This window comes from Planomicrobium sp. CPCC 101079 (assembly GCF_007859275.1).
Lineage (GTDB): Bacteria > Bacillota > Bacilli > Bacillales_A > Planococcaceae > Planococcus.
On record NZ_VOHC01000011.1, the window covers coordinates 94,578 to 118,403 of the forward strand.

Here is a 23,826-nt window from a genome sequence, read left to right on the forward strand (position 1 = left end):
GAAGCCGGCGACTCCAGCGGGAAAAGAGGGCCAAGCGAGACCCCGGAAGGCGAAGGCCTGAGGAGGCTCGCAGTCCTCCCGCGGAAAGCGTCCGGCTGGAGTGCAATAAAAGAGCTACCCGATTTTTTCAACAGTCTGGGAACCTGACAGCAAGCTGTCGGGTTTTTTGTCGTCCATGCCCAAATATGGTACGCTATTTGAGCAAACACAAGGAGGATTTTCTATGACACGTATAGACGAAAGAAATGCTAACGAGCTGCGCCCTGTGCAGATGGATGTGGATTATTTGATTCATCCGGAAGGCTCGGTATTAATTACGGTCGGCCAGACAAAAGTGATTTGTACTGCCACGATCGAAGACCGGGTTCCAGGGTTTTTAAGAGGGCAAGGAAAAGGCTGGATAACTGCGGAGTATTCCATGCTGCCGCGCGCGACGAACAGCCGCAACCAGCGGGAAGCATCACGCGGCAAAATCGGCGGACGGACGATGGAAATCCAGCGATTGATCGGCCGTGCGCTGCGCGCAGTTGTCGACTTGGAGAAATTAGGCGAGCGGACGCTTTGGATTGACTGTGACGTCATCCAGGCAGACGGCGGCACACGCACAGCGTCCATTACCGGAGCTTTTGTGGCAATGACGATGGCGATTGGAAAACTGAATTTGACGGCGTTCCCGGTGACGGACTTTTTAGCGGCAACCAGTGTCGGCATTGTTCCGGACAACGGAGCTGTTTTGGACTTAAACTATATTGAAGATTCGTCTGCTGAAGTAGATATGAACTTGGTAATGACCGGAGCAGGGAATTTTGTTGAGCTGCAGGGAACAGGTGAAGAATCGACATTTACGCGTGCTCAGTTGAACGAGTTGCTTGACCTAGGGGAAGCGGGCATTCAGCAATTGATTGACTTGCAAAAGCAAGTATTGGGCGATGTGGCGAAGCGCATTGGCGAAGAGGTGGAATCGAATCTATGAAACGGATCATCATTGCGACGCAAAACAAAGGCAAAGCGAAAGATTTTGAAACGCTGCTTTCACCGCTTGGCTATAAGGTGTTGACGCTGCGTGATGTTGCTGAAGAGATGGATGTGGAAGAGACCGGCGTGACATTCGAAGAAAATGCCATTATCAAGGCAGAAGCCGTTGCTGAGGCTCTTCAAACGACAGTGATAGCGGATGACAGCGGACTTGAAATCGATGCGTTAGACGGCGAACCAGGCGTCTATTCAGCGCGTTACGCAGGAAAAGAGAAAAATGACGACGCCAACATCGACAAAGTACTTTCCAAACTGGATGGCGTCCTGGAAGAAGAGCGTACGGCCCGTTTTCGCTGCGTCTTGGCAGTTGCGGCTCCAAACAAAAGAACCATTACTGTATCGGGTTCGTGCGAAGGCAATATTTTGCGTGAGCGCCGCGGGGAAAACGGCTTTGGCTATGACCCGATTTTTTACGTGCCGACGCTCGGCAAAACGCTGGCCGAACTTTCGCCTGAAGAAAAAGCTTCAGTTTCACATCGTGGAAACGCACTTCGCAACCTGAAAATCGCGATTCCAGAATGGCTGGATGGAAACGAATAAAAACCTGGAAAAACTTTCTTTAATTATTTTTTTGAAATAGCGTTGACTTTTCTTGAAATGATTCCTATAATAAGAATTGTCTTTCGTTAAAGAAAGTATCGTCTCAGTAGCTCAGCTGGATAGAGCAACGCCCTTCTAAGGCGTCGGTCGGGGGTTCGAATCCCTCCTGGGACATAAATAGCGTACATAAGAAAAACTCCTGGCTGTTTTGGCCAGGAGTTTTTCTGCATTTAAGAAAGATTACTATATATTGGAATCGGTTCTTCGTTGAATTGAATATATATAATTATTGATATTCCGCAAAACATCGGCTTTCCTCAGACTCGTACCGAGTTAACATGCGCTTTTTGCCAGAGGGATTTTGGCACCTCGCAGCGATGCAACGCTTTTTCATGTTTCAAAGCTAGCGAAGCGATAAGACGAGTGTTTTTCTCAGCTTATTATGAGAGCCATGCCCTAGGCGGCTATGAAATTAATTTCTTTAGTTCCACGTATAGAGCCCCTAAATCAATTAACGTGAAAAAAAGGGAATTATCCTCTATCATTAAGAGGTGAAGAAGAACTTGGAGGGATACTTATGCATATTGAAATGTGGACAGACTTTGCTTGACCGTTTTGCTATATTGGCAAACGGCGTCTGGAAGACGCCATTAAGCAGATTGACCATCCGATCGAAGTGACATACAGAAGCTTTGAATTGGATCCTACAATAGGTCGGAACATAAAAGAGAATATGTACGAAATGTTGGCGAAAAAATACGGCATGAGCATCGAACAAGCAAAAGCGAATACACAAAACATGGTCCAAATGGCAAAGGAAAGTGGACTTGATTATCAGATGGATACACTGATATTGACGAATACCTTTGATGCTCATCGGCTAACCATGTTTGCAAAAGAGCAGGGTTTGATGAAAGAAATGACCGAGCGGATTTTGCATGCATATTTCACTGAGTCCAAACACATCGGAGATCATGCAACCTTAACGGATCTGGCAAAAGAAGTTGGCCTGGATAAAGAAGCTGTCGCCCGAATGCTTGCAGGCGATGAAATGGCAGATGAGGTCCGCGCAGATGAGCGGACAGCTGCGCAGTACGGTGTGACAGGCGTCCCTTATTATCTGATCAATAAAAAATATGCATTAACAGGCGCTCAGCCGACTGAAGTTTTTGTCCAAGCATTAACTCAAGTGATTGCCGAAGATGAAACCGCAGTATAAGCAAACAAAACAACTGAAAGACCTGATTTATTTTAAATCGTATAACGAGAAACTCCTATCTGAATTGGTAGGGGTTTTTTATTTTTTTCAATACCAAGTAACGCAGTATGACTTTCTTGGAGAATCAGAAGAAGCATGGTATATTAATTAGCAACAAAAGTTTTCTGAAATTTTAGTATTGTAGATTAGGCCGATAGAAAGAAATGGTGCTGGATGTATTGATTCTTACTAACAGAAAGAGGAATGTTATGACTCCAATGCGATTCTTGAGCCAGTACATAAAGCATCCCCGGTCAGTTGGAGCTGTAGTACCGAGTTCCCGGCTGCTTGCCGAGCAAATGGTGGCTTCCATCAAGTTTGAAACGGCTGCTTGCATTGTCGAATACGGGCCAGGCACAGGTGTGTTTACAGAACAGTTGATACGAAAGAAACGGCAAGACACAAAACTATTGGTGTTTGAAACGAACAAAAGGTTCTATCTCCTCCTGAAACGCAAATACAAAGGCGCAGGGAATGTTTTCGTCATAAACGATTCCGCGGAACGGGTGAGCCACTATTTAGAGGAGCACGCAATTGCGAAAGTGGATCATATTGTATCAGGTTTGCCATTTGCCAGCTTGCCGAAAAACGTTTCCGAAAAAATTCTGCAGGAATCGAAAAAAGTCCTTGATGCGGACGGGGAATTCATCACTTTCCAATACACCAAATTCAAGCAAAAGTATTTTGAGACCCATTTTAGAGAAATACAAATCAATAAAGTTTTCCTGAATATGCCGCCAGCATTTGTGTTCAAGTGCACAAGGTGAAAATAAAAACGATCCGCAGCTCAATGCTTCGGATCGTTTTTTTCGTTAATAAGGCAAAATTTCAATCTCTACTTCGAGTGGTTCCGAAAGAGGGGTGTTGTTTTCTTTAAGTATTGGCGGTTCAATGATGATGCGGACAGAGGTAAGGTCACTTTCAACATCTGCTAATGCCCATGACACTCCAGTTGCTTTTGTGGCCCCTGGAGTGAAATTCCCGTCAATACCCGATGTCCAATATTTTAATGGTTCTATTGCTTCGCCAGTATTCGTAATAAGTGCAGCTTCATCAGGATTAAAACTGATTTCCATATCTGAGTAATTGTCGATCACCATAGAGGCAGTCACTACGCGGACTTCATCTTTTCCGCCGAAAACCACTCTTTTTTGCCCGTTTTCGGGTTTGAAATCCATCACCCATACATCTTGTATCGTAATTTCCATTGGCCCTGTTTCAAGAGGGACAAAGGGATTCTCGGTAAAATCTAAACCGATGGCTTGGTTATAGCCATAACTCGTCACTTTAAATTTGCCATTGCTAGACTCCAGCCACTCGCCCGGCTCAGCAGAACCATAATCGATTTCTCCTTGAAGTTCCACGCCGCTTTCTTCTATATTAGTAAGATCCTCTTTAACTTCTTCTTTGATGCCGGCTCCACAGCCTGCCAATAAACAACAGAATGATACTGTTGCTGCCGTTAATAGTTTTTTCATTTGACCCCTCCTTTTTTACTAGTATATAAGATGATAGGCCTAGTATAAAGCGGTTTTTTTATTTGGCCTCGGGGTATACTAAGAAACAGAATACCAGTCTTTTGATTCTCGAAAACTGACAATTGGAGGAATACTTGATGAAAAAAGCGAGTCTTTTATTGGCGACGGCTTTGCTATTAGCTGCTTGCGGCGGTGAACAGGCGGAAGACGGCCAATCGACTGAGGTGGAACAGGAAACAGAAGAAGGTTTAAAAGACCAGGCGGTGGAAATTGACTTTGTCGCAGCCAACGATGATTCTGTCCCTGCAGGAACCATTGTTAAAGCGGAAGGAGTAGCATCGCCAATCACCGGCACTGAAATCGGAGATGAGTTTCTCTTGACTACCCAGGAATCTGAAGGTGAAGGGGCTTATGTAGTCAGCAATAACAGCTCAGTGGATGTTCAAGACGGCCAAGAAGTTACTGTATACGGTTCTTTTGATGGCAAAACCGAATCAGGTTCGCCAAAAATCACTGCAACCATTATCGAGTAAAAGGAAAAATGCAGCATCTGCTTAGTTTGATGACCGGCTTTTGGATTAATCTTCTGATTGCAGGTTTAAACGGGAACGGCCGGCGAAACCGCTGGTTGGTCCTCGGCCCTGAATTAGCGGTCGTTGCTGAAGTTTTATGTAATTCCTCGCTTGAACAAGCTGACAACCAGAAAATGCAGCACTGATGAACTATTGCAAAAAATAGCGGCTATTATTTTCCCGGAAAATGGCGATATGATATGATAGTGTTTACAAATGAGGTGGGTAGATGCGGAAAAAATACAGGGATTTGAAGCGCAAAGGCAATGTGATTGTGTTTCCGACGACGATCAATCGCCTGCTGACAGACGGCATGAATTTTTTGAAGAACGAAAATTACGAGGATGCAAGGGACAAACTGTATCAAGTGCTTTCCTATGAACCGGAAAATGCTGCTGCGCTTGGGGCGTATGCATACAGTTTATTTGAGCTTGGCGACTACGAAGAAGCGCTCGATGTTTGCAGGGAACTCTTGAAAGTCGGTCCGATCCATTACTTGGAAACGATGGAACTATACATAAGCATCTTAATGCAAGTCAGGGAGTATAAAGAAGCGGAACAAATGATTGAAATTTTAATAGAAGAAAATGTGCTTCCGGAAGAACGGCTTGAACAATTCCGCCAGCTTCGGGATTTAAACGAGCGGATCGCCTCCAATGCCCCGGTTGAAAAAGTGTCGACTTCGTTATATTCCTTAGACCATTTTTTGACTTTGACTCCATTCGAACAAGAACGGCTCATCATGGACTTGCCGCTGGAGTCCTATAAAGCAATGAAGAATTACCTCATTCAGATTGCCGAACATCCGAATGTCGACATGTTGACGAAAACATACATATTATTTATGCTCCATCAGGAAAAGATCCGGGGCACAGTGCATATCCAAAAATTCCATTTAGAAGCGTCGTTTTCGATCGCTGCCCTGCCCGATCCGCTCAATAACAAACGTTTGAATGCGGTGAAGCGCTATTTAGAAGATGCCTTGGCACAAGATCCTACCCGATTGGAGATGGTACAGGAATTATTTGAACGGCATATTTATTTATTGTATCCGTTTCAATGGGAAGAGTACGAGCCGCGTGAAGTAGCGGAAGCGTACTTGAGTTACTTGGACTTGTTGTTCACTGGAGAAGAAACCTTTTCAGGCGACGAAAACTTGACGAACCTCATAATATCGGCCGAACAATGGTTTGAATGGCGGAATGGATAGAAATAGTTGAACATGGCTCCATCTATGCTATAATATGGAGGTTGTCAAAAACCGTATAAAAACGTGGTATGACTTTGTAGAAAATGTTTGGAGGGCTTATATATGTCAGCAAAATGGGAAAAGCAAGAAGGTAACACAGGAACATTAACAGTTGAGGTGCCTGCTGAAGAAGTAAACGCAGGACTAGACAAAGCGTTTAAAAAGGTTGTAAAAGAAATTAACGTACCAGGTTTCCGCAAAGGGAAAATGCCTCGCCAAATGTTCGAAAAGCGCTTTGGTGTAGAATCTCTTTACCAAGATGCTTTGGATTTCATCTTGCCAGATGCTTATGCAAATGCTGTTGAAGAAGCAGGGATCAACCCGGTTGACCGTCCTGAAATCGACATTACTACGCTAGAAAAAGGCCAACCGCTTGTATTCACAGCTAAAGTAACGGTTAAACCGGAAGTTCAGCTTGGCGAATACAAAGGCCTTGAAGTAGCAAAACAAGATACCGAAGTAACTGACGAAGAAATCGAAAACCTTTTGAAAGAAAACCAAGACCGTTTCGCTGAACTGGTCGTAAAAGAAGACGAAGCAATCGCTCAAGGCGACACTGCTGTAATCGACTTTGAAGGTTTTGTTGACGGAGAAGCGTTTGAAGGCGGACAAGGAAGCGATTATTCTCTTGAAATCGGTTCAAATTCATTCATCCCTGGCTTCGAAGAGCAGTTGGTAGGCGTAAAAGCTGGAGAAGAAAAAGACGTTGAAGTAACTTTCCCAGAAGAATACCACGCTGCTGAACTTGCAGGAAAAGCTGCAACATTCAAAGTGAAAGTAAGCGAAGTGAAAGGCAAAGAACTTCCTGAACTAAACGATGAATTTGCTAAAGAAATCGATCCTGAAGTGGCAAGCCTTGAAGAATTGCGCACTAAAATGAAAGAAAACTTGACTGCAGAAAAAGCACAAGCTGCTGAAACAACTCTTCGTGATGAGCTTGTCCAAAAAGCTGCTGCTAATGCAACAATCGACCTTCCACATGCAATGATCCACACTGAAATGGATCGCATGATGCAAGATTTCGAACAACGTTTGACTCAGCAAGGCATGAACCTTGATCTTTATTACCAATTCTCTGGCCAGGACGAAGAAGCTCTTCGCGGCCAAATGCACGGAGATGCTGAAACTCGCGTACGTATTTCGTTGACGCTTGAAGCAATCGCTGCTGCAGAAAACATCGAAGTAACAACTGAAGACATCAATAACGAACTTGAGAAAATGGCTGGCCAATTCAACATGGACATCGAAGCGATCAAAACTGCTCTAGGCGGTACTGAAATGCTTGAAAACGATATCCGCATGCAAAACACAGTTGAATTCTTGGTTCAAAACGCTAAATTCGTTGAGAGCGAAAATGCCAGCGCAGCTGCTGACGCAGACGCTGAATAAGACCACATAAGCAACACCAAGTAAAACAAGGCGCGGAGACGCGCCTTGTTTTACTCTACATAGAACATAGTAATACTAGTGCATGGCTAGAGAACTTAAGTCTGAATCTTATTAGTTGCTGAAATTAATATAATCTTGTAAGATAATGGCTTGAATAGGGGTGAATACATTGTTCAAATTCAATGACGAAAAAGACCATTTAAAATGTTCGTTCTGTGGCAAACCACAAGAGCAGGTTCGTAAACTGGTTGCAGGACCGGGTGTTTATATTTGTGACGAATGTATTGAGCTATGTACGGAAATCGTAGAAGAAGAGCTTGGTACAGAAGAAGAAGTAGAATTTAAAGAAGTGCCAAAGCCAAAAGAGATTCTTAACATTCTAAACGGGTATGTAATCGGACAGGAAAAAGCGAAAAAATCGCTGGCTGTCGCGGTATACAACCATTATAAGCGCGTTAACTCAAACAGCAAAATCGACGATGTTGAGTTGTCGAAGTCCAATATTGTGTTAATCGGGCCAACAGGAAGCGGTAAAACATTGCTTGCCCAAACCTTGGCACGTATCTTGAACGTACCATTTGCAATTGCTGATGCCACTTCGTTAACAGAAGCTGGATATGTCGGTGAAGATGTTGAAAACATTTTGTTGAAACTGATCCAAGCAGCGGATTACGATGTGGAACGTGCGGAGAAAGGCATCATCTATATCGATGAAATCGATAAAGTGGCCCGTAAATCCGAAAACCCTTCAATTACGCGTGACGTTTCAGGCGAAGGCGTGCAGCAAGCCTTGCTTAAAATCCTGGAAGGGACTACTGCAAGCGTTCCACCACAAGGCGGACGCAAGCATCCTCACCAAGAATTTATCCAAATCGATACGACAAATGTCTTGTTCATCGTTGGTGGAGCATTTGATGGCGTCGACCAAATCATCAAACGCCGCTTAGGCAACAAAGTGATTGGGTTTGGAGCGGATCCGAACAAAGAAGAGTTGGACGAAAAATCATTGCTTAGCCAATTGATTCCTGAAGACTTGTTGAAATTCGGTTTAATCCCAGAATTCATCGGCCGTTTGCCAGTATTGGCTAGCCTGGAACAATTGGATGAAAACGCACTTGTTCAGATTTTGACTGAACCAAAAAATGCGTTGATCAAACAATACCAAAAAATGATGGAATTAGATGATGTGGAATTGACGTTTGAAGACGATGCGCTTGTAGAAATTGCCAAATTGGCAATTGAACGCAAAACAGGTGCCCGCGGACTTCGTTCAATCATTGAAAACATTATGCTTGAAGTGATGTTCGACTTGCCTTCCCGCGAAGACATCGTCGAATGCATCATTACAAAAGAAACTGTCACAGACAATGTGCAGCCGAGACTGATCTTAAATGATGGTTCGGAATACGTTGGCGACAATAACGAAAAAACATCCGCTTAATGCAACGCCCAACTTGGAGAGTAAATTTCTTCGCTTGGCGGTAAGACATTCAAGCTTTCCGGACAGTGGATGCCTTGCTTTACACGTATAGTTAAAGCGAGAATTTTCTGCCCGTGAAAGCGGGAAAAAGGATGATACGGGCTGGCTTTGATCGTGCACATCCGCGCGTTCAAAAGTCAGCCTTTTTTAAACGAAAAGTGAAGGCGCCCATGCAAGACCCGACAGGCATAAGACGGGCCGCGAGGAGGCTGTTGCCGCCGCAGCGGGACGGCTTATGACCCCGAGGGTCTGGGCGCCGGAACTGGACAAACGAAAAGCGTAAGCGCCTGTTTAGCTCCGACAAGCGCTGGAGGACTTGGAAGTCATGGCGCTTTCTGCCATGGCAGCCAAGACCGAAGCGACTCGAGGAGCTAGGCGCTGCAGACTGGACAACCGAAAAGTGAAGGCGCCCATGCAAGACCCGACAGGCAAGAGATGGACCAAAGGAAGTTTGGGTCATCTCTTTGCGACGAAGCACATAGTGCTGCAGGAGCATAAGAATTTTAAGACGGGCCGCGAGGAGGCTGTTGCCGCCGCAGCGGGACGGCTTATGACCCCGAGGGTCTGGGCGCCGGAACTGGACAAACGAAAAGCGTAAGCGCCTGTTCAGCTCCGACAAGCGCTGGAGGGCTTGGAAGTCATGGCGCTTTCTGCCATGGCAGCCAAGACCGAAGCGACTCGAGGAGCTAGGCGCTGGAGAAAAGGCAGACGAAAAGCGAAGTCATCCGCTCCTAACATATTATAGAAGCAATTACGAAACTAATCCGGAGGTGGCCTTCAGCATGGCTAAGAGAAAAGTGACAAAACGTGTGCCGCTTCTGCCGCTGCGCGGACTTCTCGTGTTCCCAACAATGGTATTGCATATCGATGTAGGGCGCGAGCGTTCTGTAGCTGCATTGGAACATGCATTGCTTGAAGACAATATCGTATTTTTAGCAACACAAAAAGAAATGAGCATTGAAGAACCTGGCAAGGACGATTTGCAGAAAGTTGGCACGCTTGCTTACGTTAAGCAAATGCTCAAACTGCCGAACGGCACAATTCGTGTCCTCGTGGAAGGCTTGGAGCGCGGCCAGTGGAAAAATTACGAGGAAGAAGAAAACTTTTCTCTTGTTGAAGTGACTTCTTTCCCGGACGAAGACGAACGCAATGCAGAACAAGATGCATTGATGCGCTTGTTGCTTGAGCATTTCGAGAAATATTCGAAAGCATCGAAAAAAGTGACAACGGAAACTTACAACACGGTAGCGGATATTGAAGAACCAGGCCGCTTGGCGGATATGGTCGCTTCTCATTTGCCGTTGAAACTGGCTGGCAAACAAGAAATTCTCGAAACGTTCGACGTTAGCCAGCGTTTAGAAATGCTGATTGCCCGTTTGTATAATGAGCAAGAAGTCATCGATTTGGAAAAACGCATCAACCAGCGCGTAAAAAAAGCGATGGAACAGACACAGAAAGAATTTTATTTGCGCGAGCAGATGAAAGCAATTCAAACAGAGCTTGGCGATAAAGACGGCAAGTCGGGAGAAGTCGCCGATTTGAGAACCCGCATTGAAGAAGCCGGCATGCCGGAATCAACCGAAAAAGCCGCTTTCAAAGAACTGGACCGTTACGAAAAGCTGCCTTCAGCTTCTGCTGAAAGCGGAATTATCCGAACGTATATCGAGTGGCTCGTGACGCTTCCATGGTCGCAGTCGACAGAAGACCGCTTGGATATTAAACATGCGGAAGAAGTGCTGGACCGGGACCACGACGGCTTGGAAAGCGTCAAAGAGCGTGTCTTGGAATATTTGGCTGTCCAGCAGATGACCAAATCACTCAGAGGGCCAATCCTTTGTTTGGTAGGGCCTCCTGGCGTCGGGAAAACATCCCTCGCGAAATCCATTGCAGAGTCGCTTGACCGCAACTTTGTCCGCGTATCACTTGGCGGTGTGCGGGACGAATCTGAAATCCGTGGGCATCGCCGCACGTATATCGGTGCAATGCCAGGCCGTATCGTCCAAGGCATGAAACGGGCAGGAACAGTCAATCCGGTCTTCTTGCTAGATGAAATTGATAAAATGTCAAACGATTTCCGCGGGGATCCTTCATCGGCGATGCTTGAAGTGCTCGATCCTGAACAGAACAATACGTTCAGTGACCATTATATAGAAGAGCCTTATGATTTATCGAATGTGCTTTTCATTGCAACTGCGAATGATTTGGGCTCAATTCCGGGGCCGCTTCGCGACCGGATGGAAGTTATCACAATTGCGGGCTATACGGAAGCTGAAAAGCAAATGATCGCGAAAAATCACTTGGCGCCAAAACAGCTGAAAGAACATGGCTTGACAGAAGAGCAGTTGCAGTTTGAAGATAAGGCGCTGTTGGCGGTTGTCCGTTATTACACTAGAGAAGCCGGAGTCCGCGGGCTGGAACGCCAAATTGCGTCGATTTGCCGAAAAGTAACAAAACAAATTGTTTCCGGTGACAAAGAGCAAGTGGTGGTGACGGCGGCTGCAGTGGAAGAGTACTTGGGCAAACGCAAATTCCGCTACGGCATGGCGGAAACTGAAAACCAAGTCGGCGTAGCAACGGGGCTTGCTTACACCACGGTGGGAGGCGATACACTTCAAATCGAAGTCTCGCTGTCCCCTGGTTCAGGGAAGCTGCAATTGACCGGTAAACTCGGTGATGTCATGAAAGAATCTGCGCAGACTGCTTTGTCTTTCGTAAGAGCAAAAGCTGAATCGCTCGGGATCGATCCAAATTTCCACGAGTCGCAAGATATCCATATTCACGTTCCTGAAGGCGCTGTTCCGAAAGATGGCCCTTCAGCCGGCATCACGATTGCCACGGCACTTGTATCGGCTTTATCAAAACGCCCGATCCGCCGTGAAGTCGGCATGACCGGTGAAATCACTCTTCGCGGTCGCGTGTTGCCGATCGGCGGCGTAAAAGAGAAAACGCTTAGCGCTCATCGCGCCGGGCTTACGACCATTATCCTGCCGATTGACAACGAACGGGATATTGAAGATATTCCGGAAACCGTCCGAGAAGAATTGACATTTAAACTTGTTTCTCAGGCGGACGAAGCATTAGAAATCGCACTTGAAGGAGAAACGCAATGATAGTCCATAATGTAGAACTTGTTATCAGCGCTGTCCGCCCGGATCAATATCCGGAAGACGGCTTGCCGGAATTTGCTCTGGCTGGCCGCTCAAATGTCGGGAAATCGTCGTTCATCAATAAAATGATCGGCCGTAAAAGCATGGCGCGCATTTCCTCGAAGCCGGGGAAAACACAGACGTTGAATTTTTATAAGATCGAAGAAAAATTGTTTTATGTCGACGTTCCTGGCTATGGCTACGCAAAAGTGTCCAAGTCGGAACGTGAGGCATGGGGCAAAATGATCGAGCGCTATATCACGGACCGCGAGCAGTTGAAAGCGGTGATCCAAATCGTCGACCTGCGCCATCCGCCGAGCCGCGATGATATTAATATGTATGATTTCATGAAACATTACGAGATTCCATGCATCATCATCGCGACAAAAGCGGATAAGATTCCAAAAGGCAAATGGGACAAGCACAAGAAGATTGTCCGTGAAACCTTGGACATGGACAAGAATGATCCATTGATCGTCTTTTCATCCGAGACCGGCCTAGGAAAAGATGCCGCTTGGGCAGAAATTGAAAAAAGAATGTAGATGAATCCTTAAATGTAGACCCTCTCGGTAAATACGAGTGAGTCTGCATTTTTTTATGGGTATTAAACCTGAGTAAAGGAGTGTAGCTTAACTTTTTGTGCTTCGCCGAAAACCACCTGCAAGTCCGAAAAAGCGAGAGGACGTCTTCAAAGCCGCTCTAAGTTCATTCTATTAAAAGTAATTGTTTTATAGCGATGGAGCAAATTAGCGAAGGCGCCCGCGGCAAGTGAAGCCAATTCGCGGAATAGCCAAATTATCAATTACCCCCAGCAAAAAGTTCTCCTTATATAAAGCAATAAAAATTTAGTTTGAAGCAATCAAAACAATTCATAAAAAGCCCCTATGTATGTCTACGATAATAAAAAGTTCCTCTTTAATATTTGATATAAATGCACGAAACCCTTAAGTTCTCTCACTATTTCGACTACAGGCAATATCCTTGTTGTTCCTGAAAAGCTTTGGTAAAATTACATTATAATAATTCTAAACAAGCGTATTTTCATTGCTTGTTCACAATTACAAGGCTTATAAACCAGCAAAAGTGGTATACTAATAGATATGAAATATGGAACGTGAAAGGTGTTTTGACCCATGCATACACTAGTAGTTGGGGTAAACTATCGCTCTGCACCAGTAGAAATCCGGGAAAAGCTTTCGTTTATTGAAACCGAACTCCCGAATGCGATGCAAGCGCTAAAAGAACAAAAAAGCATACTGGAAAATGTTATCGTTTCGACGTGCAACCGGACTGAGATTTATGCGGTCGTCGACCAGCTTCACACCGGGCGTTATTATGTGAAGCAATTCTTGGCGAATTGGTTTGATATTCCCCAAGAAGCATTTTCTCAGTATTTATTTGTGCACGAAAAAGACGAGGCGGTTGAGCATTTATTCCGTGTGACAGCTGGCATTGATTCCATGGTGCTTGGCGAAACCCAAATCCTTGGACAGGTCAGAAACAGTTTTCTTGCTGGCCAGGAAAATGGCACGACCGGTACAGTGTTCAACCAATTGTTCAAGCAGGCGATTACGCTCTCGAAAAAAGCGCATTCGGAGACAGCAATTGGTGAAAACGCCGTGTCGGTTTCGTATGCAGCGGTTGAACTTGGGAAGAAAATTTTCGGCACGCTGAAAAACAAGCATGTCGTTATTTTAGGCGCAGGCAAAATGGGCGAACTTGCGATCAAGAATTTGCAGGGAAGCGGAGCCGATCAAGTGACGGTCATTAACCGTACTTTTGAAAAAGCTGAAACCTTAGCAGATAAATTTGGCGGCCAAGCCAAATCAATGAGAGAACTGCAATGTGCATTATTGGATGCTGACATTTTGATTTCATCAACGGGCGCAACTGATTTTGTCATCGATCTTGAATTGATGCAGCACATCGAAAAAATTCGCAAAGGCAAACCGTTGTTCATGGTGGACATCGCGGTGCCGCGCGATATCGACCCGCGTGTCGGCGATTTGGCAAATGTATTTTTGTATGACATCGATGATATGCAAGGAATCGTTGAAGCCAACTTGGCTGAACGTGAACGCGCCGCAAATGAAATCTCGGCTATGATCAGCCAGGAAGCGATCCAGTTCAACGACTGGCTGACAACACTTGGTGTGGTTCCTGTGATTTCCGCGCTTCGCAAAAAAGCGTTGACGATCCAGGAAGAGACAATGGCAAGCATTGAAAACAAAATGCCGGATTTGACAGACCGTGAAAAGAAAATCTTGAACAAGCATACCAAATCAATTATCAACCAATTGCTAAAAGACCCGATTCTGCAAGCGAAGGAAATGGCCGGTGCGCCAAAATCCCGTGAGCAGCTGGAACTGTTCCAGCAAATCTTTGGTATTGAAGATGAGGTCGAAGCTGAACTTGAGAAACAAACAAAAGCTGTCCAGTTGAAAGCTGAAGCAGCTGCTGAAGAGAAAAAACAGTCTGCACAAGAAACTCCCAGATATTCATTTTAAGCTTTCTAACAGAGGCGTTTTCGAATCTATATGTTAAAATGTAGAGACGGGAACGCCTTTAACTATGGAAACGAAGGGGAATAGGATGGCTGACATAACAATGGCAAGGCTGCACGAAGCTATGGTTGTTCTATACGCAGTCAGCCTTGTTTTTTACTTTATCGATTATTTATATAAAGAGAAAAAGGCGAGCCGGATCGCCATGGTGCTGCTTGGCGTCGTTTGGATCATGCAGACGGTCTTCCTTGTGTTTTACATTATCGAAACACAAAGGTTTCCGATTCTGACTTTGTTTGAAGGCATTTATTTTTATGCCTGGCTGCTCGTGACCTTGTCGATTGTCTTGCGCATTTTTTACAAATTTGATTTTGCGGTTTTCTTCATTAACATTATCGGTTTTATTTTTATGACCATCCATACGTTTGCGCCGGTGCAGATCGAACGTTCGCCGATAGGGGAAGCACTGGTATCGGAATTGCTTTTGATCCATATCACGTTTGCGATCCTGTCATATGCGGCTTTGTCGCTATCGTTCGTCTTTTCGGCGTTGCATATGATCCTCTACAGGCTGTTGAAAAAGAAGAAATGGACCAAACAGCTAAGCAATATGCCGTCACTTGGCCAGACCGAGCAAGGCATGACCATCTCCATATTGGTCGGGATTTCGCTGTTGTTCGTCTCGCTCATTCTCGGTCTTCAATGGGCTTATATCTCGCTCGCTGAATTTTCGCTGCTCGACTTGAAAATCGTCGGCTCGTTCGTCTTGCTGGTTGTCTACAGTTGGGTATTGTTCCGCCATAGAGGCGGCTCGCTGAATGGCATGAACTACGCGAGAGCCCATATTTATGCGTTTTTATTGTTGCTGGTCAATTTCTTTTTAGGAAGCCGGCTATCAGATTTTCATTTTTGGTATTAGGGAAAGGTAGGATTTATTTTGAGAAAAATTATTGTAGGTTCAAGAAGAAGCAAGTTGGCATTGACGCAAACGGGACAGTTTATTGATAAATTGAAAGCAGCCGGAGCGCCATTTGAGTTTGAAATCAAAGAAATCGTTACCAAAGGCGACCGCATTGTTGATGTGACACTTTCAAAAGTCGGAGGCAAAGGGCTGTTCGTCAAAGAAATTGAACAAGCGTTATATGATAACGAAATCGACTTTGCTGTACACAGCATGAAAGACATGCCATCCGTTTTGCCGGAAGGTTTGGTCATCGGCTGTATTCCTGAGCGTGAAGATCCCCGCGATGCGTTCATTTCAAACAACCACGTTAAATTTTTGGACCTTCCTGTGGGCGCGGTTGTCGGAACAAGTTCCTTGCGCCGCAGTTCTCAATTGCTCTTGTTGCGTCCGGACCTGGATATCCAGTGGATCCGCGGAAATATCGACACCCGCTTGGACAAGTTGAAGTCTGGCGATTTTGATGCTATTATTTTGGCCGCTGCCGGTTTGAAGCGCATGGGGTGGGATGACAATATCGTAACGGAATTCATGGATGTGGAAGAATGCCTGCCGGCGATCGGCCAAGGCGCACTTGCCATCGAATGCCGTGAAGACGATGTGGAATTGCTTGCAGAACTGGCGAAAGTCAATGACGAAAACACTGCACTTGCCGTAACAGCAGAACGAAAATTCTTAAGAGACATGGACGGCAGCTGCCAAGTGCCGATTGCCGGCTATGCAACAGTAGCAAATGGCGATATTTCATTTACCGGTTTGATCTCTTCCCCTGATTCGCTTGAAGTGTACAAAGAATCCATCGTTGGACGTGACCCGATCGAAGCAGGCCGGATTGTCGCGGAACGCATCAGTTCACAAGGCGGTTATGACTTGATCCAAAAAGTTAAAGCCGAGAACCATGTCTGATCAGAATTTTCCGCTGCGGGGAGAAACCGTTGTTTTTACGGGCTCCAAAAAACCGGTGGAAGCGATGGAAAGGGTCGGTGAATTAGGCGGGAATGCGGTCTATTTGCCACTCATCAAAACGGTGGTCCGCCAGTCGGAACTGCCGGATTTTGATGCTTACGACTGGCTTATTTTTACAAGCCGCAACAGCGCAGAAGCGTTTTGTTTGCTCGATGTTCCGGTCAAGCGTAAAATTGCAGCCGTTGGGGAAAAAACGGCCGAAGTGCTGAGAGAAAATGGCTATCAGGTCGACTTTATGCCGAGTGTCTACAGCGCTGACCGGTTTGTGGAAGAATTTCCAGAACAGGCAGGCCAGGATCGTTGTTTGTTCATCAAAGGATCACTTGCCAAAAATACAATTGCCTCCATGCCGATTCCGGTAGATGAATGGGTTATCTATGAAACGACTTTGAATATTGGCAATGCCAAAAAACTGGCGGCCATGAAAAACGCCGCTGTCCTTTTTGCCAGCCCTTCTGCTGTCTCGGCATACCGGGAAGCTGGAGGGGATTGGCAAGGCATCAAAGTAGCCGCAATCGGACATGTCACCCGGGATGCTATCCTGAAAACCGGAGGCCAGGTCGATTTTATTCCTGAGAAATATACAATATTAGATGCACTTAACGAAATTGTGAAGGGAAGTTGTTTTAATGAATGAATTGAATTTCAACCGCCACCGCCGTCTGCGCGGATCTGCAAATCTTCGCTCGATGGTCCGTGAAACAAGCTTGCACAAAGAAGATTTCATTTACCCGCTATTTGTCGTAGAAGGCGAGAATATCAAAGAAGAAATTTCTTCTATGCCAGGGGTTTACCATTATTCGTTGGACCGTTTAGGGGAAGAATTGGATGAAGTCGTGTCACTCGGCATTCCTTCCGTTATTTTCTTCGGCGTGCCGAATGAAAAAGATGCAGTCGGCTCACAAGCTTATCATGACCACGGCATCACTCAAGAAGCGATCCGTTTTGCAAAAGACCGCCATCCCGACTTGGTCGTCATTGCAGATACTTGCCTTTGCCAGTATACAGACCATGGCCACTGCGGCGTGATTGAAAACGGCGTGATTTTGAACGATGAATCTCTTGATCTGCTAGCTCGTACAGCTGTATCGCAAGCGAAAGCTGGAGCTGACATTATCGCACCGTCGAATATGATGGACGGTTTCGTAGCAGCGATCCGCTTCGGCCTTGACCAAGCTGGCTTTGAAAATGTGCCCATCATGAGTTATGGCGTCAAATACGCATCAGCTTATTACGGTCCGTTCCGCGAAGCTGCCCATTCAACACCGCAATTCGGCGACCGCAAAACTTACCAAATGGATCCAGCGAACCGCTTGGAAGCTCTTCGTGAAGCAGCTTCGGATATCGAAGAAGGCGCAGACTTCATGATCGTGAAACCAGCCCTTTCTTATTTGGATATTATCCGTGAAGTCCGCGACAACTACGACTTGCCGATCGTCGCTTATAACGTGTCCGGCGAATACGCTATGGTCAAAGCTGCAGCGATCAATGGCTGGGTAGATGAGAAGAGAATGGTTCTTGAAACGCTATTGAGCATGAAACGCGCAGGTGCAGATATCGTCATGACTTATCACGCAAAAGATGCCGCACGCTGGTTGGAGGAGAAATAAATGGGCTATGAAAAATCGATTGCAGCATTCACTGAAGCGAAAACATTAATGCCAGGCGGCGTGAACTCTCCGGTACGCGCATTCAAATCGGTCAATATGGACCCGATTTTTATGGCTTCCGGCAGCGGCGCCACCATTACCGACATTGATGGCAATACATATATCGATTATGTGTTGTCTTGGGGTCCGCTGATCCTTGGCCATTCGCATCCTGAAGTGGTCAAAGCGATCCAGGAAGTGGCGGTATCCGGCACTTCATTCGGCGCACCTACTTTGCTTGAAAACGAATTGGCTAAACTCGTGATGGAACGCGTGCCGTCGATTGAAATGGTCCGCATGGTTTCTTCCGGTACGGAAGCGACTATGAGCGCGCTGCGTGTAGCAAGAGGCTATACCGGCCGCAGCAAAATCTTGAAATTCGAAGGCTGCTACCACGGCCATGCCGATAGTCTTCTGATCAAAGCCGGTTCAGGTGTTGCGACACTTGGTTTGCCGGATTCACCAGGTGTTCCGGAATCGGTAGCGAAAAACACCATCACGGTTCCTTACAACGATTTGGAAAGCATCCGTTTGGCATTCAAGGAATTCGGCGACGATATTGCAGCGGTCATCGTCGAACCGGTTGCCGGCAATATGGGCGTTGTTCCTCCGCAGCCTGGCTTCTTGCAGGAGCTGCGCAACTTGACGACCGAAAACGGCACGGTATTGATCTTTGATGAAGTAATGACCGGATTCCGCGTTGGCTATAACTGCGCTCAAGGCCATTTCGGTGTTACGCCGGATATGACTTGCCTCGGCAAAGTGATCGGCGGCGGACTTCCAGTTGGTGCTTTCGGCGGAAAACGCGAAATCATGGAGCACGTGGCACCGAGCGGTTCGATTTACCAGGCAGGCACGCTATCGGGCAATCCGCTTGCTATGACGGCCGGTTTTGAAACGTTGTCCCGTTTAGATGAAAGCTCGTATGAAACGTTTGTTGAACGCGGCGATCAGCTGGAAAAAGGCTTCCGCGAGGCGGCTGAGAAATACAACATCCCGCACACGGTTAACCGTGCGGGCTCGATGATCGGTTTCTTCTTTACTAACGAACCTGTCATCAATTTTGAAACAGCCAAAACATCTGACACAGCACTGTTTGCCGATTACTACCGCTTGATGGCGGAAGAAGGCATTTTCCTGCCGCCTTCCCAATTCGAGGGCATGTTCTTATCGACAGCCCATACAGAAGAGCACATCGCCAAAACCGTCGAAGCTTTCCATACAGTCTTCGCAAAATTGGCACGTTAATAAAATAAGAATCGCCGGAATGTCTCTAGCAGACATTCCGGTTTTTTCTTTTTCGGGCAAGCGATCATAGCGAATTCATTCTACTCAACCTGAAATATCGATTAGCTGATATAAATCCCTATTTCATGTAATATGATTTTATAGGGTTATTTCGCAAAACGAAAGTTGGTACTTATCTTGAAACTATTTTTAAAAACGGCAGTAATAGCATTTGCAGCAGGCTGGCTTTTCTACGAAGTGGGCATGTTTTTGCCTTGGCTGCTTGGGCCGATGTTCGTTTTATTGCTGCTAAATCAATTTACAAAAACCGAATTGTATTGGCCGAAAATTTTGCGGACGGCAGGCCTGGTTTTGCTCGGCGTCCAAATCGGTTCATCTTTCACCCGAGATACGGTGGCGCTTATGTGGCTTGATTTGCCATATATGGCGTTTATGACGTTTGCAATTGTAGGGCTTTCCTTGGGGCTTGGTCTATTGTTCCAGCGGATGGCGAATGAGAGCTTGGCGACGAGCTTGCTTGGTTCCATCCCTGGTGGTTTGTCGCAGATGGTCGTTATTGCGGAGGAAGTAGAGTCGGCAAATGTTACGGTCGTAACGATGATGCAGACAGTTCGTATTTTCATGGTCATCTCAATCGTGCCATTTCTGGCAGTTTTTCTTGCCGGGAGAGAGGCCGGCGAATTGGTCCCGGATACGTTCGTCTTTTCCTGGCAGCCATTTATCGGCGCCATTGGAGTGGGGCTGCTTATTTTTTGGATCATGAAGAAAGTGCGGTTTCCGGCAGCTGAAGTATTGGCTCCTATTTTTACGATGGCGCTGGTCCAGTCGTTTACCGGCAATCATTTAGTGGAATTGCCAAATTGGCTTGTGGCGCTTGCACAGGTATTTATCGGCGCTAATCTCGGCCTGCAAATGGAGCAAATTCGGGAGAAAATGAATGTGCGCATGGGCATGGCGATAATTGTCAATAATGTGCTGCTCATCGGCTTTTCGGTGCTCATCGCTTATTTATTGGCAGTCTTGCTGCCGGAATACATCTTTTTGGATTTCTTTTTAAGTGCTGCACCTGGGGGCATGGCGGAAATGGCGATTACGGCGCTGGCTTCTGGTGGGGATGTTGCACTCATCACCAGTTTTCATTTGTTCCGGTTATTTTTCATTTTGCTATTGGCTTCGCCAATTATTGCATTTGTGGTAAAAAAACTTGACGCAAAAACCAAACATTGAGTACAATAAACCTAATTATATATCGATGCGTTGAAGAGGATAGTAGAATGTGCGTACATTTTAGAGAGAAGGCCGCTTGGTGAAAGGCTTTCATGGACAAGCATTTGAATGTCACCTCTGAGCAGTTTCCGTGAAATGCGAGTAGCGGAAACCGGATGTGAAATCCGTTATCGAACTTGAGAGCCAGATGCTTTTTTAGGTCTGTGTATAAAGGTGGTACCGCGAACAAACTCCTTCGTCCTTTAAAGACGACAGGAGTTTTTTTATTTGGTCGAACTAGGCATTATCACCTAGTAAAACAGATATTAGCGTCGCAAACCACTAACAAAAAGGAGGAATTTTCAATGACTGAACAAATGTCGACCAAGTATGACCCGCAAGCAATTGAAAAAGGCCGCTATGAGTGGTGGCTCGAAGGCAAGTTTTTTGAAGCCCAGCCCAACAGCGGCAAAAAACCATATACCATTGTGATTCCGCCGCCGAACGTTACCGGCAAGCTGCATTTAGGGCACGCTTGGGATACAACGCTTCAAGACATCTTGACTCGCATGAAGCGCATGCAGGGCTATGACGCTTTATGGCTGCCGGGCATGGACCATGCCGGTATTGCAACGCAAGCGAAAGTAGAAGGGAAACTTCGTGAAGAAGGAAAATCCCGCTATGATTTGGGACGCGAGGCGTTCCTAGAAGAATCGTGGAAGTGGAAAGAGGAATATGCAAACTTTATCCGCCAGCAATGGTCGAAACTTGGCCTTGGCCTAGACTACTCGCGTGAGCGTTTTACGCTCGATCAAGGCTTGTCCGATGCGGTACAGGAAGTTTTTGTACGGTTATACGAGAAAAAACTCATCTACCGCGGCAAATACATCATCAACTGGGATCCGGCGACGAAAACGGCGATTTCCGATATCGAAGTTATCTATAAAGACGTACAAGGCGCGTTTTACCACATGCGTTATCCGCTCTCGGACGGCTCTGGCCACATCGAAGTTGCGACGACGCGTCCGGAAACGATGCTCGGAGATACAGCGGTTGCGGTTCACCCGAAAGACGAGCGCTACCAGCACTTGATCGGCAAAACGGTTACGCTTCCGATAATCGGCCGCGAAATGCAGATTGTCGCTGATGATTACGTGGACATGGAATTCGGAAGCGGCGCGGTAAAAATCACGCCGGCGCACGACCCGAACGACTTTGAAATCGGCAATCGCCACAACTTGGAGCGCGTGTTGGTTATGCACGAAGACGGCACCATGAACGAAAACGCCGGCAAATACGAAGGGCTCGACCGCTTCGAATGCCGCAAGGAAATCGTTAAAGACTTGAAAGAGATGGGTGTTCTTTTCAAGATCGAAGAGCATTTGCATTCGGTTGGCCATTCGGAACGCAGCGGAGCGGTAGTAGAACCATACCTTTCAACCCAATGGTTTGTTGATATGCAGCCGCTAGCTGCTGAATCGGTGAAACTGCAAAAAGGCGAAGACGGCGTAAATTTCGTACCGGAACGCTTTGAGAAAACATACCTTCACTGGATGGAAAACATCCGCGACTGGTGCATTTCACGCCAATTGTGGTGGGGCCATCAGATTCCTGCTTGGTACCACAACGAAACAGGTGAAATCTACGTAGGCCGGACCGCGCCGGAAGATGCAGAAAATTGGACACAGGACGAAGACGTTTTGGATACGTGGTTCTCATCAGCCCTATGGCCGTTCTCAACGCTCGGCTGGCCGGATGCGGACAACGAAGAGCTGAAACGCTATTATCCGACAGACGCGCTTGTAACCGGCTACGACATCATCAATTTCTGGGTATCGCGCATGATTTTCCAGGCACTTGAATTTACCGGAGAAAAACCGTTCAACGATGTATTGATCCATGGCTTGGTACGCGATGCGGAAGGGCGCAAAATGTCGAAGTCGCTCGGAAACGGCGTTGACCCGATGGATGTAATCGAACAGTACGGAGCGGATTCGCTGCGTTACTTCCTGGCAACTGCCTCATCTCCAGGCCAAGACCTTCGCTTCTCGATGGAAAAAGTAGAAAGTGTTTGGAACTTTGCCAATAAAATCTGGAACGCTTCACGCTTTGCATTGATGAACATGGAAGGCATGGCTTATGACCAAATCGACCTCTCCGGCAAACGTTCGGTAGCCGATTCATGGATCTTGACTCGCCTTAATGAAACAATCGAGCAAGTAACAAGCCTTGCTGAACGCTACGAGTTCGGTGAAGTGGGCCGCCTGCTTTACAACTTTATCTGGGATGATTTCTGTGACTGGTACATCGAGATGGCGAAGCTGCCGTTATACGGCGAAGACGAAGACGCGAAGAAAATGACGCGTTCGGTTCTTGCATACGTTTTAGATAATACAATGCGCTTGCTGCATCCGTTCATGCCGTTCATCACAGAAGAAATCTGGCAGAACTTGCCGCATCAAGGCGAATCCATTACGGTAGCAGCTTGGCCGACGGTGGACGAGTCGCTGTCGAACCAAGAAGAGTCGACAAACATGAAGCTGTTGGTGGACATCATCCGTTCGGTTCGCACGATCCGCGCAGAAGTACAGTCGCCGATGAGCAAAAAAGTGCCATTGACGATTCTGGCGAAAGACGCCAATACGCACGCTGTTCTTGAAGCGAATGCTGCCTATATCGAGCGCTTCTGCAACCCGGAAACGCTGACGATCGCCCAAAACATCGAAGCGCCAGAAAAATCGATGTCGGCGGTTGTCTCCGGAGCAGAACTCTTCATGCCGCTTGAAGGCTTGATCGATGTTGACGCGGAACTTGCGCGTTTATCGAAAGAACTCGAAAAGTGGGCAAAAGAAGTGAAACTTGTTCAAGGCAAGCTGTCGAACGAACGCTTTGTTTCCAAAGCGCCGGAAGCGGTAGTAGCCGAAGAACGCAAAAAAGAAGCCGACTATTTGGAGAAGCATTCCACAGTCGAAAAACGCATGGAAGAATTAAAGGCATTATAAAAGTTGGACCCGCTTTCCAGGGAAGGAAAGCGGGTTTTTTTATGGGTGGAAAAATCTTTTTCATGAAGTTTTTCGGTTTTGCACAGACCAAACAATTTTAAAGATGTGTTGAAGAACTTTTAATCGGCATATTCGGTATTTCT

General features: G+C 46.4%; 20 protein-coding genes, 1 tRNA gene and 1 other annotated feature. Of the genes, 20 read left to right on the forward strand and 1 reads right to left on the reverse strand.

Annotated features, from left to right (window positions below):
• Positions 1-223 precede the first annotated feature (223 nt).
• The 5 genes from rph (at position 224) to FQV28_RS04950 (ending at position 3,600) form a co-directional block, all read left to right on the forward strand.
• A complete protein-coding gene (rph, locus tag FQV28_RS04930; RefSeq protein ID WP_146494462.1) occupies positions 224-973 on the forward strand; it encodes a ribonuclease PH in 750 nt (249 codons plus the stop codon).
• Complete coding sequence (locus tag FQV28_RS04935; RefSeq protein WP_146494463.1) at positions 970-1,575, forward strand: XTP/dITP diphosphatase; 606 nt, start codon at positions 970-972, stop codon at positions 1,573-1,575. The genes rph and FQV28_RS04935 overlap by 4 nt, the downstream gene beginning before the upstream one ends.
• 100 nt (positions 1,576-1,675) lie before the next feature.
• Positions 1,676-1,749 (forward strand) — tRNA-Arg (locus FQV28_RS04940).
• Positions 1,750-2,197: 448 nt separating this feature from the next.
• The gene (locus tag FQV28_RS04945; protein ID WP_255472834.1) at positions 2,198-2,794 is read left to right on the forward strand and encodes a DsbA family oxidoreductase; all 597 of its coding nucleotides are present in this window, start codon (positions 2,198-2,200) and stop codon (positions 2,792-2,794) included.
• Between the two features lie 248 nt (positions 2,795-3,042).
• Positions 3,043-3,600, forward strand: coding sequence for a class I SAM-dependent methyltransferase (locus FQV28_RS04950; protein ID WP_146494465.1), 558 nt, complete (start codon positions 3,043-3,045; stop codon positions 3,598-3,600).
• Positions 3,601-3,645: 45 nt separating this feature from the next.
• Here FQV28_RS04950 and FQV28_RS04955 read toward each other — a convergent pair whose 3' ends face one another.
• Positions 3,646-4,311 (reverse strand): hypothetical protein, encoded by a 666-nt coding sequence (locus FQV28_RS04955; protein WP_146494466.1) that lies wholly within the window; start codon positions 4,309-4,311, stop codon positions 3,646-3,648.
• A gap of 137 nt (positions 4,312-4,448) precedes the next feature.
• On the opposite strand from FQV28_RS04955, the gene FQV28_RS04960 reads away from it, so the two are divergent.
• The 15 genes from FQV28_RS04960 (at position 4,449) to FQV28_RS05025 (ending at position 23,683) form a co-directional block, all read left to right on the forward strand.
• Complete coding sequence (locus FQV28_RS04960) at positions 4,449-4,844, forward strand: hypothetical protein (RefSeq protein ID WP_146494467.1); 396 nt, start codon at positions 4,449-4,451, stop codon at positions 4,842-4,844.
• A gap of 8 nt (positions 4,845-4,852) precedes the next feature.
• On the forward strand, positions 4,853-5,029 hold the full coding sequence (locus tag FQV28_RS19130) for a hypothetical protein (protein WP_186763785.1): 177 nt from the start codon (positions 4,853-4,855) through the stop codon (positions 5,027-5,029).
• Between the two features lie 83 nt (positions 5,030-5,112).
• The gene (locus tag FQV28_RS04965) at positions 5,113-6,093 is read left to right on the forward strand and encodes a tetratricopeptide repeat protein (RefSeq protein WP_146494468.1); all 981 of its coding nucleotides are present in this window, start codon (positions 5,113-5,115) and stop codon (positions 6,091-6,093) included.
• 102 nt (positions 6,094-6,195) lie between these two features.
• A complete protein-coding gene (tig, locus tag FQV28_RS04970) occupies positions 6,196-7,521 on the forward strand; it encodes a trigger factor (protein ID WP_146494469.1) in 1,326 nt (441 codons plus the stop codon).
• 169 nt (positions 7,522-7,690) lie between these two features.
• The gene (gene clpX / locus FQV28_RS04975) at positions 7,691-8,962 is read left to right on the forward strand and encodes an ATP-dependent protease ATP-binding subunit ClpX (protein WP_146494470.1); all 1,272 of its coding nucleotides are present in this window, start codon (positions 7,691-7,693) and stop codon (positions 8,960-8,962) included.
• An 821-nt stretch (positions 8,963-9,783) separates the two neighbouring features.
• Complete coding sequence (gene lon / locus FQV28_RS04980) at positions 9,784-12,111, forward strand: endopeptidase La (protein WP_146494471.1); 2,328 nt, start codon at positions 9,784-9,786, stop codon at positions 12,109-12,111.
• Positions 12,108-12,689 carry a ribosome biogenesis GTP-binding protein YihA/YsxC gene (yihA, locus tag FQV28_RS04985; RefSeq protein ID WP_146494472.1) on the forward strand — a complete coding sequence of 194 codons (582 nt, stop codon included), beginning with the start codon at positions 12,108-12,110 and terminating at the stop codon, positions 12,687-12,689. Before lon ends, yihA begins: the two co-directional genes overlap by 4 nt.
• 591 nt (positions 12,690-13,280) lie before the next feature.
• Positions 13,281-14,654, forward strand: a complete 1,374-nt coding sequence (hemA, locus tag FQV28_RS04990) for a glutamyl-tRNA reductase (RefSeq protein WP_146494473.1) — start codon at positions 13,281-13,283, stop codon at positions 14,652-14,654.
• 85 nt (positions 14,655-14,739) lie between these two features.
• Positions 14,740-15,570 (forward strand): cytochrome c biogenesis protein CcsA, encoded by an 831-nt coding sequence (ccsA, locus tag FQV28_RS04995; protein WP_146494474.1) that lies wholly within the window; start codon positions 14,740-14,742, stop codon positions 15,568-15,570.
• An 18-nt stretch (positions 15,571-15,588) separates the two neighbouring features.
• Entirely contained in the window at positions 15,589-16,518 is a 930-nt protein-coding gene (gene hemC / locus FQV28_RS05000) for a hydroxymethylbilane synthase (protein ID WP_146494475.1), read from the forward strand.
• Entirely contained in the window at positions 16,511-17,215 is a 705-nt protein-coding gene (locus FQV28_RS05005) for a uroporphyrinogen-III synthase (RefSeq protein WP_146494476.1), read from the forward strand. The genes hemC and FQV28_RS05005 overlap by 8 nt, the downstream gene beginning before the upstream one ends.
• Entirely contained in the window at positions 17,208-18,188 is a 981-nt protein-coding gene (gene hemB, locus FQV28_RS05010) for a porphobilinogen synthase (RefSeq protein ID WP_146494477.1), read from the forward strand. Before FQV28_RS05005 ends, hemB begins: the two co-directional genes overlap by 8 nt.
• On the forward strand, positions 18,189-19,475 hold the full coding sequence (gene hemL, locus FQV28_RS05015; protein WP_146494478.1) for a glutamate-1-semialdehyde 2,1-aminomutase: 1,287 nt from the start codon (positions 18,189-18,191) through the stop codon (positions 19,473-19,475).
• 177 nt (positions 19,476-19,652) lie between these two features.
• A complete protein-coding gene (locus FQV28_RS05020; RefSeq protein ID WP_146494479.1) occupies positions 19,653-20,702 on the forward strand; it encodes an AbrB family transcriptional regulator in 1,050 nt (349 codons plus the stop codon).
• A 21-nt stretch (positions 20,703-20,723) separates the two neighbouring features.
• Positions 20,724-20,948 (forward strand) — a binding site (T-box leader).
• A gap of 98 nt (positions 20,949-21,046) precedes the next feature.
• A complete protein-coding gene (locus tag FQV28_RS05025; RefSeq protein ID WP_146494480.1) occupies positions 21,047-23,683 on the forward strand; it encodes a valine--tRNA ligase in 2,637 nt (878 codons plus the stop codon).
• Positions 23,684-23,826: the final 143 nt, after the last annotated feature.

Coding starts and splice junctions, on each gene's coding strand:
- rph (WP_146494462.1), top strand. CDS start 224: ATGACACGTATAGACGAAAGAAATGCTAACGAGCTGCGCCCTGTGCAG.
- FQV28_RS04935 (WP_146494463.1), top strand. CDS start 970: ATGAAACGGATCATCATTGCGACGCAAAACAAAGGCAAAGCGAAAGAT.
- FQV28_RS04950 (WP_146494465.1), top strand. CDS start 3,043: ATGACTCCAATGCGATTCTTGAGCCAGTACATAAAGCATCCCCGGTCA.
- FQV28_RS04955 (WP_146494466.1), bottom strand. CDS start 4,311: ATGAAAAAACTATTAACGGCAGCAACAGTATCATTCTGTTGTTTATTG.
- FQV28_RS04960 (WP_146494467.1), top strand. CDS start 4,449: ATGAAAAAAGCGAGTCTTTTATTGGCGACGGCTTTGCTATTAGCTGCT.
- FQV28_RS19130 (WP_186763785.1), top strand. CDS start 4,853: ATGCAGCATCTGCTTAGTTTGATGACCGGCTTTTGGATTAATCTTCTG.
- FQV28_RS04965 (WP_146494468.1), top strand. CDS start 5,113: ATGCGGAAAAAATACAGGGATTTGAAGCGCAAAGGCAATGTGATTGTG.
- tig (WP_146494469.1), top strand. CDS start 6,196: ATGTCAGCAAAATGGGAAAAGCAAGAAGGTAACACAGGAACATTAACA.
- lon (WP_146494471.1), top strand. CDS start 9,784: ATGGCTAAGAGAAAAGTGACAAAACGTGTGCCGCTTCTGCCGCTGCGC.
- yihA (WP_146494472.1), top strand. CDS start 12,108: ATGATAGTCCATAATGTAGAACTTGTTATCAGCGCTGTCCGCCCGGAT.
- hemA (WP_146494473.1), top strand. CDS start 13,281: ATGCATACACTAGTAGTTGGGGTAAACTATCGCTCTGCACCAGTAGAA.
- ccsA (WP_146494474.1), top strand. CDS start 14,740: ATGGCTGACATAACAATGGCAAGGCTGCACGAAGCTATGGTTGTTCTA.
- FQV28_RS05005 (WP_146494476.1), top strand. CDS start 16,511: ATGTCTGATCAGAATTTTCCGCTGCGGGGAGAAACCGTTGTTTTTACG.
- hemB (WP_146494477.1), top strand. CDS start 17,208: ATGAATGAATTGAATTTCAACCGCCACCGCCGTCTGCGCGGATCTGCA.
- hemL (WP_146494478.1), top strand. CDS start 18,189: ATGGGCTATGAAAAATCGATTGCAGCATTCACTGAAGCGAAAACATTA.
- FQV28_RS05025 (WP_146494480.1), top strand. CDS start 21,047: ATGACTGAACAAATGTCGACCAAGTATGACCCGCAAGCAATTGAAAAA.